Origin of the sequence: Candidatus Protochlamydia sp. W-9, assembly GCF_001950615.1 — a bacterium.
GTDB classification, from domain to species: domain Bacteria; phylum Chlamydiota; class Chlamydiia; order Chlamydiales; family Parachlamydiaceae; genus Protochlamydia; species Protochlamydia amoebophila.
The window spans coordinates 1-10,242 of record NZ_BCPZ01000277.1 but is presented as its reverse complement, the minus strand read 5'-3'; the positions used below and the strand labels follow the sequence as shown (position 1 = coordinate 10,242).

At 33.8% G+C, this 10,242-nt stretch carries 10 protein-coding genes; 6 read left to right on the top strand and 4 right to left on the bottom strand.

The window, feature by feature from the left end:
• Positions 1–160 precede the first annotated feature (160 nt).
• Positions 161–778 carry a hypothetical protein gene (locus BU804_RS08180; RefSeq protein WP_011175178.1) on the top strand — a complete coding sequence of 206 codons (618 nt, stop codon included), beginning with the start codon at positions 161–163 and terminating at the stop codon, positions 776–778.
• Positions 779–1,002: 224 nt separating this feature from the next.
• Here the strand turns inward: BU804_RS08180 and BU804_RS08175 are convergent, their stop codons facing one another.
• From BU804_RS08175 to BU804_RS08165, 3 genes are read right to left on the bottom strand one after another with little or no spacing between them, the layout of a single operon-like run.
• Positions 1,003–1,356 carry a hypothetical protein gene (locus tag BU804_RS08175; protein ID WP_075883680.1) on the bottom strand — a complete coding sequence of 118 codons (354 nt, stop codon included), beginning with the start codon at positions 1,354–1,356 and terminating at the stop codon, positions 1,003–1,005.
• A 32-nt stretch (positions 1,357–1,388) separates the two neighbouring features.
• Entirely contained in the window at positions 1,389–2,063 is a 675-nt protein-coding gene (locus BU804_RS08170; protein ID WP_075883679.1) for a YtxH domain-containing protein, read from the bottom strand.
• Between the two features lie 3 nt (positions 2,064–2,066).
• Positions 2,067–2,546: a DUF948 domain-containing protein gene (locus tag BU804_RS08165; protein WP_075883678.1), complete on the bottom strand. Its 480-nt coding sequence runs from the start codon at positions 2,544–2,546 to the stop codon at positions 2,067–2,069.
• Positions 2,547–3,075: 529 nt separating this feature from the next.
• On the opposite strand from BU804_RS08165, the gene nfi reads away from it, so the two are divergent.
• Positions 3,076–3,783, top strand: a complete 708-nt coding sequence (gene nfi / locus BU804_RS08160) for a deoxyribonuclease V (protein ID WP_075883677.1) — start codon at positions 3,076–3,078, stop codon at positions 3,781–3,783.
• Positions 3,784–3,817: 34 nt separating this feature from the next.
• Here nfi and BU804_RS08155 read toward each other — a convergent pair whose 3' ends face one another.
• Positions 3,818–5,197 (bottom strand): alanine/glycine:cation symporter family protein, encoded by a 1,380-nt coding sequence (locus tag BU804_RS08155; RefSeq protein ID WP_079988669.1) that lies wholly within the window; start codon positions 5,195–5,197, stop codon positions 3,818–3,820.
• A 238-nt stretch (positions 5,198–5,435) separates the two neighbouring features.
• Here BU804_RS08155 and xseA point away from each other — a divergent pair, with 238 nt between their 5' ends.
• The 4 genes from xseA (at position 5,436) to BU804_RS08135 (ending at position 10,082) form a co-directional block, all read left to right on the top strand.
• Entirely contained in the window at positions 5,436–6,923 is a 1,488-nt protein-coding gene (xseA, locus tag BU804_RS08150; protein WP_075883676.1) for an exodeoxyribonuclease VII large subunit, read from the top strand.
• Positions 6,916–7,194 (top strand): exodeoxyribonuclease VII small subunit, encoded by a 279-nt coding sequence (locus tag BU804_RS08145; RefSeq protein ID WP_039357294.1) that lies wholly within the window; start codon positions 6,916–6,918, stop codon positions 7,192–7,194. The genes xseA and BU804_RS08145 overlap by 8 nt, the downstream gene beginning before the upstream one ends.
• A 91-nt stretch (positions 7,195–7,285) precedes the next feature.
• Positions 7,286–9,193 (top strand): 1-deoxy-D-xylulose-5-phosphate synthase, encoded by a 1,908-nt coding sequence (locus BU804_RS08140; RefSeq protein WP_075883675.1) that lies wholly within the window; start codon positions 7,286–7,288, stop codon positions 9,191–9,193.
• A 46-nt stretch (positions 9,194–9,239) separates the two neighbouring features.
• Positions 9,240–10,082 (top strand): NAD(+)/NADH kinase, encoded by an 843-nt coding sequence (locus tag BU804_RS08135; RefSeq protein WP_075883674.1) that lies wholly within the window; start codon positions 9,240–9,242, stop codon positions 10,080–10,082.
• Positions 10,083–10,242: the final 160 nt, after the last annotated feature.

Sequence of the window (10,242 nt, the reverse complement as noted above, 5' to 3'; positions counted from 1 at the left end):
GTTTTAATCTTTTAATTCCTCTTTAGAATCTAACTTATCACCAATTCTATGTGATACAGTGTTAGAGTTTGTTGCAGTTTATGTAGAAATAAGTATAATATTTCTTTTTTTATCCGCTATTTATTATTTTTGAACTGACATGCACTAAACGGAAATAATTATGAGTTCGAACATTGAACTTGTCGCAGACGGTATTTTATTTAGTAATTTCTATTTAAACTCTATCTTCTTGAAGGAAATTATCAAAAATTGTGCAAGCATTTTAACTTGTACCTTTGGAATTCTTGAGATTTGTAATCTTTATCAAATCTCAAAAGGCCGACATTTATTAAATGCTTTATTTTCTACTAATATAGGAATATCTAAAATTCACATTTTCAGTATCATTTGCAGTAAAATTTCTCTTATTTTGAGTGCTGTAGCCTCTCGCCCGGGATTCGCTTTGATTACGGAAGTTTCCTATTATTTTTTTTCTCCTCTTCAAATGGAAGTTTACTTTGGTCCTAATACAATTTTTGAAGTTAATCCTTGGCATCCTCGCCATGTGATTAGCATTTTAGCTGTTTGCTTTGCTTGTCCTATCCTTCTTCAACTTTTCTATCAATCTTTTCGTCGGATTAATCTATTCATTAATAAATATTTTCAATGTCAAATGACAGAAACCTCTTCAACGAGAAGATTGACTGATGCAAAAGAAACTTTCATTTGGTTTTTCAATTTTTTAGCCAGCAGACCTATTTTGCATATCGGCAACCAATGTGCACAATTTCTTTTGTAATACAAAAAATTTTCGTTGATAAAATCACGTTTCTTATACAAATTTTATAGTTGTTAAGAGCTAAAAAATGTTTCTTTAGACAGAAAACAGATAGATTGCAGAAAGGAAACAAAAACAATTTTAAATTTCCCCTTAAAGAGATGGCAAAAAATTCACATATTAGAATTTTAAAAAATTAGCTCTTTAAGGGAAAATTTCAACTCATTAAAAATCAAAAGAGTTTATCATTCATTTACCTTTGTTGAAGATTCATGAGATGTGCTTTTTGCAGCAGACTTCTTTGCAGCAGGAAGCTTCTTAGTTGTTGAGCTAACAGATTTTTTAGGTTTTGGAACAGCTTTGGCAGCTGTTTTTATCTTCGCTTTTCTTATGGATTTGCGAGGATTAGCTAGGGGAATTTGTGAATTTTCCCCCTCATCATTTTTTTTTGCATACGAAAAAAGCTGGCGAAGTAATGGAAATAAAGGCTTGTAAGCATCCTTAATGAGTTGATTACCCGACTTCGGTGCTAATAATAAAGCTGTTGTCAATCCGACAAAGCCCCCAGCCAGGCTTCCTAAAAGGATCTTTTTATTCATAGGAACCATCCTTGATCTTTACTTGCTAGAATTTATCGTTTTTTGTTAATACCTTGCCAAACACGATAACCTAAAGCAGCCCAATCCATTAAATCATCCATACGATGTTTAGCTTGACTGGTAAAATTTTCGGTTTTTTCTTCTGCTGCATCAGTCCACTCATGGACTATGCCCTTTGCCAGCTCAAGCCATTTGTTGGTCTTCGAATACGCAGTTGTGGCCATTTTTTTTCCATTTTTGGAAAACTGATCTGCCATACCACGAGTTTTATCACTCACTTTTTCATATCCTTCGACAATATCATCTCTCAGCTCACTACCAGATTTAGGAGCAAGCAAAAGCCCTACCACAGCACCTAATATTCCGCCAATAACCCCGCCCATCATTAAATCTTTTGTGCAGGTTTCCTCTTCCTCTTCCTGTTCACATCCCATCATTTTTTTTACTCCGCAATATAAACATTTAGCTTTATCCGCTAATTCGTTGGAATGGGATCCAAAAGATTTCATGGCGGATCTAGTTTTTTTGGAAATATTATCTGCAATATCATGAGACTGATCTGATACATCGCTGTAAAAATCACTCATCTCTTGACGTAACCTTTTTCCTGCTTTTGGCGCTGTAAGAAGTGCAGTTACACCACCTAGTAAACTACCAATTACAGCTCCTGCGAAAAAATCTTTTGTATGGGTTGTTTTTGAAGTCATCGATTATCTCCTTTTCTTTAGATTTTGCCATAGGCGGCAGCCTTGGCTTGCTAATTCAAGAATTTCTGCGACTAATGGTAACTCGGGGCTTTCATCCCTATTTTTTTTGAAAGGTAATTCTTCACTTGTTTCGTTTCTAAAAGAAGAACGTAAGAATTCTTTTGCACGGCCACTATAGAAACGAAGCGTCTTTTGTCTAAAAGCCTCTGCTTTATATTCTAAAGCTTCTCCAATATTTTCCAACGATTGAAACAAGGGACCAAATGCCTCAATTTTATGCTTTAAATCCAAACTAATTTGATTTGTATTTTCAATCGTTTTTTTTGCCTCTTCTTTTATACCATCTAATTGTTGACGAACATCAATAATTAAATGATTAAGTTGATTTAACATAATACGCGCCGATTTACACAAGCATACAAGATAAATCACCAAAAAAATAAAAGCTATAGCTATCGCTGCTACACTTATTTCAATAACCATAATTTTCTCCAAATCTTGATTCTTTCAAAATCACCGAAAATATCTGATTTTTGTCTAGCGAAGAGCTCTTCTCCAGCTTAAAAGTCAAAGAACAACTTTCGCATTTGCTAGTCGATAAATTTACTATGATCATTTTACATAAGAATGTAAATAGAATTTTCCATCTAAATTAAATTCATGGTTATTATATTTGTTTAATTAAAAAAGCTACGTAAACCAAATTAAACGCATAATAACAAATAATTATTTTATTTTTCAAAAAATAACTATCCGTATTGTTACGTTAATCCTTGCTAATTATTGATCCAAATATAGGCTTTCTAACTTTTAAGGAATCTAAACAACCTCTTGAAATGTGCCAAGAGAAAATTTTATTATTTTTTAAAGAGCTTCTACCTTATTATTACTGCTTTACGACTCAGGTCAAAGGATCACAACACAAAAAATAAACTTCTCATCATTTGTTTTGATTTCCTGTGTCTATCATGTAAAATAAAACTTATTAAAAAATTTGTTAGGACATTATCAAATGAGCCAACGTTTTAATTTTGACCCCAGCTTTTTACAACCTGATTCGATAGAAAAAGCAACTATCATTCAAAAAGAACTTGCCAACCGCATTTGTTTAGAAGATGAATTTAACACCCCAGAGTTTTTCGGAGGCATGGATGTTAGCAATAATCTTTTCGATCCTAAACAAATCATTTATGCAACAGCCATACTTTTAGACTCTAAAATGTTATCTGTCCAATTTCATAACAGTGTATCCCAAAGGCAAACCTTCCCCTATATTCCTGGATTTTTAGGTTTCAGAGAAGCTCCTGCACTTATTGATGCATTGGGAAATCTTCCAAAACTTCCAGACATGATTTTTGTGGATGGTCAAGGAATATCTCATCCTCGAAGGTTGGGTATTGCGAGTCATATTGGAGTGTTAGTCAATATTCCTACAATAGGAGTTGCTAAAAATATTCTTTTTGGAGAACCGAAAAAAGACTTAGGTTCCTGTGTGGGTGATTATGTTTTTTTGTATGCTTATGGGAAAGAAATTGGAGCCCTCGTGCGAACTAAGCTTCGCTGCAAACCACTCATTATTTCTACAGGCCATCGCGTATCTTTAAGAACAGCTATTGAATATGTATTAAGCTGTGTAAAAGGATATCGTTTGCCTGAACCAACTAGGCAAGCTCACTTAGCTGCTAATGCTTTTAGAAAACAAAGCCAAGCAGGTAATTAATATTTTCTCTTATCCCTTATATTTAAAATAATTTTTATTCATTTGGCGTTGTGGGCATTAAATTTGTATGCGATAAATAATCTGATTTTTTTAAAAAAAACAAACGATTATCATCAATAACTTCTTTAGACAAGCTGATAATACCAATCAAGTTAGTAAACAACATCAAGGAAATTGCGATATCGGCAAGCCTCCAAATCAAATCAACATGAATTAGAGCTCCGATGGGAATAAAAACAATATAAATATACTTAAAATAGCCTGCATATTTACTTCCCCACAAAAAATCTACAGCTTTTTCTGCACAATATGCCCAAGCTAGAATAGTCGTATAAGCAAATAAAATCAGGGCAGTAATTACGATAAATGCTCCAATCGAGCTTCCTAAGCCTACTTGAAAAGCGTGGGTAACCATATTGGTGCTCTGTAATCCCTCCACTTGCCAAGCTCCTGTCACAATCAAAGTTAGCCCTGTCGCTGTACAAACAATCATTACTAAAAAAGAAGCAACTAGAGTAACCACTCCATCCACAATAGGATTAGTCGTACGAGCACTTGATTGCAAAATTGGCACAATTCCTGTTCCGGCATCAGTTGCAAAAACTCCCCGATCAAATCCTGTAGAGATAGCTTTAACAACACTAAATCCCATTACTCCTCCAAAAGCAGATTGCGGAACAAACGCAGCTTTTATCATGAGTTCGAAAGCAGGCATCACTTGATCGGCATGAAGCCAAAGAATAACAAATGCTGTTCCTAAATAAAGGGCTGCCTTAATAGGAACAATAATTGAAGCAAGCTTGGCAACTCTTTGCACTCCCCCTACTAAAACAACACCAACAAATAAAGCAATAAATAAGCTACAAATAAAAGGATCTAAACCTAATTTTATCAATGGAAGTGTTGCTGAATTGATTTGTGCAAAATTTCCTACTGTTAAAGCACCAAAAATGGTAAATAGACTAAACAACGTTCCTAATACTTTCATATTAAGGCCGTCGGTTAAATAGTACATAGGCCCCCCTACATACTCACCGTTAGAGTTAAGTTTTCGATATTTAACACCTAAAACACAACTAACATACTGAATGGAGGCACCTAAAAAAGCCATAATCCACATCCAAACAAGGGCACCCGGACCACCTGTTGAAATAGCAACAGCCATACCCGAAATATTTCCCGTCCCAAAATTACCGGCTAAAACGGCTGAAATTGCTTGATAATGGCTGATATTTCCTTGACATTCTTGATCTTTTTTAAGTAAGCAACAAAAACTCATTTTTAGCTTTGATATTTGAACAAATTGCAATTTAAACGTTAGATAAAGTCCAAAAAGGATAATACTCGGAAAAATCAGAAAAAACGTAAATCCTTCATTAAAATTTATTAAAAAAAATTTTAGATTAAAATCCATTTTTACCTGTTACTAATTAATTTTGTAAATATTTTTTTGATATTAATATATAATATGCTTTTAAATTAAAAAAATTAACTATTCATTAATTGTTAAAAAAAACGTAAATCAATTATTATCTCATGGTTTGAGATTGCTGTATACATAAAAAAGGTTGGTAAACCCAAGCTTAAGCGCCAGATGATATACATCATACGATTCACAAATTGCAATTTTAAAAATATTTAATTTGAGTTTTATGCAATCAGACACCCCTCCGCTATTAACGGTTACACAATTGACTCAAGCCATCAAACTCAATTTAGAGTCGATGTTTCCTTTTATTTATTTACAGGGTGAAATCAGCAATTTTAAAGAGCAATCATCTGGTCACTTTTACTTTTCTCTAAAAGATGCAACAGCTCAAATTTCTGCCGTGATGTTTAAAGCTGAGGCTTCTTTGTTGAAAACCCCTCCAAAGGGTGGTGATCATGTCATGATAAAAGGAGAAATAAGTGTTTATCCACCTAAAGGGAATTATCAGCTAATTATTCGAGAGCTTTCTTATGTGGGTATAGGGGAACTTCTTCAGAAATTAGAACAGCTCAAAATTAAACTTCATCAAAAAGGTTGGTTTAAAGCGATTCATAAAAAACTGATTCCTCGTTTTCCTAAAAAAATCGGTGTGATAACCAGTCCCACAGGAGCAGTTATTCAAGATATTTTACAAATTTTAACACGTCGTTTTTCAGGTTTTCATCTCATACTTAATCCTGTCAAAGTTCAAGGAGAAGGAGCAGCAAAAGAAATTGCTCGTGCAATCGAACAATTCAACCGATATCAATTAGTTGATGTTTTAATTGTAGGAAGAGGTGGAGGAAGTTTAGAAGATTTATGGCCTTTCAATGAAGAAATTGTTGCTGAAGCAATTTATAACAGTCGAATCCCGATTATTAGTGCTGTTGGGCATGAAACAGATCATTGCATCGCTGATTATGTTGCAGATATTAGAGCTCCCACGCCTTCTGCTGCCGCAGAGATTGTCATTTCAGAAAAAAATCAACAACTTGAACATTTAAAAACTTTAAGAAGGCGAATACAGCAAGCTATTCAAAATCTTATCCAATCAGGGCACTACCGTTTAAAAGGTTTTAGCAAACATCTTTTTATTACCCATCCTCATGTTATTACAGAATGGAGAATGCAAAAACTTGATGATTTGAAAGAGGATCTTTCTAACCAACTCAAACAAATTATTACTTTCAAAAAACATCAATTAGAATCTTTTACTCGCCAAACCCAGCTCTTAAAACCATCTAATCAAATCATTCACCTTAGAAAGCATTTGAGAGACTGGAATGGTATTTTTTCAAGAAAAATGAAAGATCTACTTTTGCAAAATAAAAAAAAGATTCAACAAATTGAATATCGTTTAAAACAACAGTGGACCTATTTAATTGGGCAAAAAAAATATCTTTTTAAAGGAAAAGATTATAGAATCAAAAATAATCAATTAATCAAAGATCGAATTTTATCTTCAAAACAGAAAATTTTACATATAACTAATATTTTAAAAGCTGTTGATCCCAAAAATCTTTTAAAACAAGGCTATAGTATTCTATTTGCGGAAAAAGAAGTATTCGTTATAAATTCAATATGTAAACTTAAAAAAGGGCAAAAAGCCAAGCTCTTATTGTCTGACGGCGAAGCCTTAATCACTATCAACGAAGTGAATCCTCGTGAATAATCCATCTGATCAAGAACCTACTACTAGCTTTGAAACAGCTTTATGCCGCTTAGAAGAAATTCTTGAAAAGATGAATAGCGGTACAGTAAGCCTTGATGAATCTCTTAAACTTTATGAAGAAGCTGATCAATTAATAATAATTTGCAATAAACGATTAAATGATGCTGAACGAAAAATAGAGATTCTAGTCAAAAACCGTAGTGGTGAATTAACACTAGGAAACGACGACAAACCTATCATTCAAGATTTTAAGATCGCTTCCACCTCTTAATTTATCTTTTTATTGCAGTCTTCCGTCTTAGAATGTCAATAAAAACTTTTTGAGAGATGATTTTTAATTAAGTGACTATAAAGGATTTTGAATGACACAATCAATTCTATCAAATCTGAATCATCCCAATGATATCAAAAATCTTTCCTATAGTGATCTCAAATACTTAGCTCATGAAATTAGACAACGCATTATTGAAGTTTTATCTGTTAATGGAGGACATTTAGCCTCAAATTTAGGTGTGGTTGAACTCACTTTAGCTCTGCATAAAGTTTTTGATTCCCCTGATGACAAATTTATCTGGGATGTTAGTCACCAAACTTATGTTCATAAATTACTAACAGGTCGAAATGATCGCTTTCATGAAATTAGGCAATTCAAAGGATTGTGTGGATTTTCGCATCCTAAGGAATCTATTCATGATCACTTCCATGCAGGACATGCAGGAACCGCTCTTTCCTTAGCATTAGGTGTTGCCAAAAATAGAGACTTAACCAAAAGAAAAGATTATATTATCCCAATTATTGGTGATGCAACTTTAACATGTGGATTAACTTTAGAGGCTCTAAACAATATTTCTCGAGAGCTTAAACGCTTTATCGTAATTCTCAATGATAATGCTATGTCTATTTCTAAAAATGTGGGAGCAATTACGCATATTTTAAGTCGCTTACTAAGTAATCCTACAACCAATAAAATTCACCAAGAGCTTGATACAATCGTTTCTAAAATACCTAATTATGGTCCCATTCTTTCACAACAAGGACATAAAATTACTGAATCTTTAAAAAACTTGGTGAGCCCTGCTGTTTATTTTGAACAATATGGTCTTTCTTATATAGGACCGATTGATGGACACGACACAAAAAAACTAGTGGATGTTTTAGAAGGTGTAAAAGACTCTAACTGGCCAGTTATCATTCACGTTTTGACCAGAAAAGGGGAAGGAATGGATGAAGCCATCAAAAATCCAATCTCTTACCATGGAGCCAAGCCGTTTAGTAAAGATACTGGTAAATTTTTACCAAACCCGGTAACCAAACCTACTTTTCCCAAAATATTTGGTTCTCATCTTCTAAAAATGGCTGAAAAAGATCCTAGCATTGTGGCAATAACCCCAGCCATGTCTGCAGGGTCTTGCTTAGATGATTTTATGAAAACTTTTCCTGAACGCTGTATTGATGTGGGTATTGCTGAATCTCATGCGATTACTTTTGCAGGGGGTATGGCATATGGAGGTAAAATGAAAATAGTCGCCTCTATTTATGCAACTTTCTTACAAAGAGCTTTTGACAACGTTTTTCATGATATTTGCTTGCAAGAGTTACCGGTCGTATTTGCCATTGATCGAGCAGGAATTTCAGGACCTGATGGTTCTACCCATCACGGGATCTATGATATTTCATTTTTGAATGCGATGCCAAATATGATTATTGCACAGCCTCGTAATGGACAGGTTTTAAAAGAGTTGATGGAATCAGCTTTTAGTTGGAAAAGGCCAACGGCTATCCGTTATCCAAACTTAATGACCGAAGAATTTAATCATCCTATTTGTGAAAGAGAATTAGGAAAGGGAGAAGTTCTAATCGAAGGCAACGAAATTTTAATTGTCGCCTTAGGTCATATGAATCAGGCGGCATTAAAAGTCCGAGATCTATTAGCTCAGACTGGCATTGAAGCTACAGTTTTAGATCCTATTTTTGTTAAACCATTAGACTCAGAACTTTTTTGTAAGCTGCTTCTAAATCACAATAAAATTGTCACCATTGAAGAACATAGTGTTGTTTCTGGGATGGGCTCGATTATTAACAACTTTTTAGTTGGACAAGGATTTAATCAAATACAAGTTTTAAATTTGGGAATACCCGAAGCTTTTCTCGATCATGGTAGAAATCAAGATCTTTTAAACGAAATTGGCTTGGTGCCTGAAAAAATTTTCAGACAAATTCAATCTCATTTTAATTTAATAACACAAAATACTCTTAATCCTGTTGCTTAAATTATTTTCAAAGTTTGTAAGACATACTTGAACAAGTAGATATGCTATGATGATTGCACTATTTCCTAATGAAAGTAAAGATCCCTCCTTAAAAATTGCAGCAGAGATTTGCCAGTTTTTGAGTTCTCGAAATATTGAAATTACTGCCGAAGATAAGCATGCCAAACAATTAAACGTATTTCCCCTATCACAGGTAAACGTTCAACATATCAATTTTCGTATTTCCCTCGGAGGAGATGGCACAATCTTACGACTCATTCATAAACACCCAACTATTCATGCTCCTTTACTTGGAATTAATTTAGGAAGTCTTGGTTTTTTAGCTGACATTCCGTTAGATGGCATTTTTCCAAGCTTAGAAGATTTAATTAAAGGACGTTATCGTGTTCAAAAACGGATGATGATGGAAGGTTCAGTATTATGTAAGCCCTCTTGTTTTGCAGTTAATGAAGCCGTTATTCACCGTGCTCAGAATCCATGCTTAATTGATTTAGCTATTTATGTGGATGGAAACTATCTCAACACTTTTTCAGCTGACGGGATGATTATCTCGACTCCTAGTGGATCAACAGCATACTCTTTGGCAGCCGGCGGCCCGATTTTAACGCCAGAATTAAAAGCTTTTGTTCTTACTCCTATTTGTCCCCATACGATTTCTAATCGCCCCATTGTTTTAATGCCAGAAATATCTATTCAAGTTAAATATTTAAGTTCCTACGCTCCCGTTGAAGTTTCCTCAGATGGCATATCGAGTTTTAGCTTATCAACAAACGAAATTTTTCATGCTTCTATTTCTTCTCAAACTTTTGATTTAGTTTGCTTAGAAAGGCATGATTATTTCGCTACTCTAAGAGAAAAACTAGGATGGCAAGGAAAATTAAAAATTTAAAAATTTCCTTATTTTTCATTTTTTATAAAGTTTTAATTTTATGAATCTAACCAATTCTTTGTGTTTAACAAAAATTTCAAGAAATCTAATACCTTAATCATATTTTTAATAGATTTCGAAGGCTTTTTAAAGCAAGGAAAACTTATTTATTGCTTATCAT

Bases quoted from the DNA above. Each gene is read 5' to 3' on its own strand.
- BU804_RS08180 (WP_011175178.1), top strand. From the start codon at position 161: ATGAGTTCGAACATTGAACTTGTCGCAGACGGTATTTTATTTAGTAAT.
- BU804_RS08175 (WP_075883680.1), bottom strand. From the start codon at position 1,356: ATGAATAAAAAGATCCTTTTAGGAAGCCTGGCTGGGGGCTTTGTCGGA.
- BU804_RS08170 (WP_075883679.1), bottom strand. From the start codon at position 2,063: ATGACTTCAAAAACAACCCATACAAAAGATTTTTTCGCAGGAGCTGTA.
- BU804_RS08165 (WP_075883678.1), bottom strand. From the start codon at position 2,546: ATGGTTATTGAAATAAGTGTAGCAGCGATAGCTATAGCTTTTATTTTT.
- nfi (WP_075883677.1), top strand. From the start codon at position 3,076: ATGAGCCAACGTTTTAATTTTGACCCCAGCTTTTTACAACCTGATTCG.
- BU804_RS08155 (WP_079988669.1), bottom strand. From the start codon at position 5,197: ATGGATTTTAATCTAAAATTTTTTTTAATAAATTTTAATGAAGGATTT.
- xseA (WP_075883676.1), top strand. From the start codon at position 5,436: ATGCAATCAGACACCCCTCCGCTATTAACGGTTACACAATTGACTCAA.
- BU804_RS08140 (WP_075883675.1), top strand. From the start codon at position 7,286: ATGACACAATCAATTCTATCAAATCTGAATCATCCCAATGATATCAAA.
- BU804_RS08135 (WP_075883674.1), top strand. From the start codon at position 9,240: ATGATGATTGCACTATTTCCTAATGAAAGTAAAGATCCCTCCTTAAAA.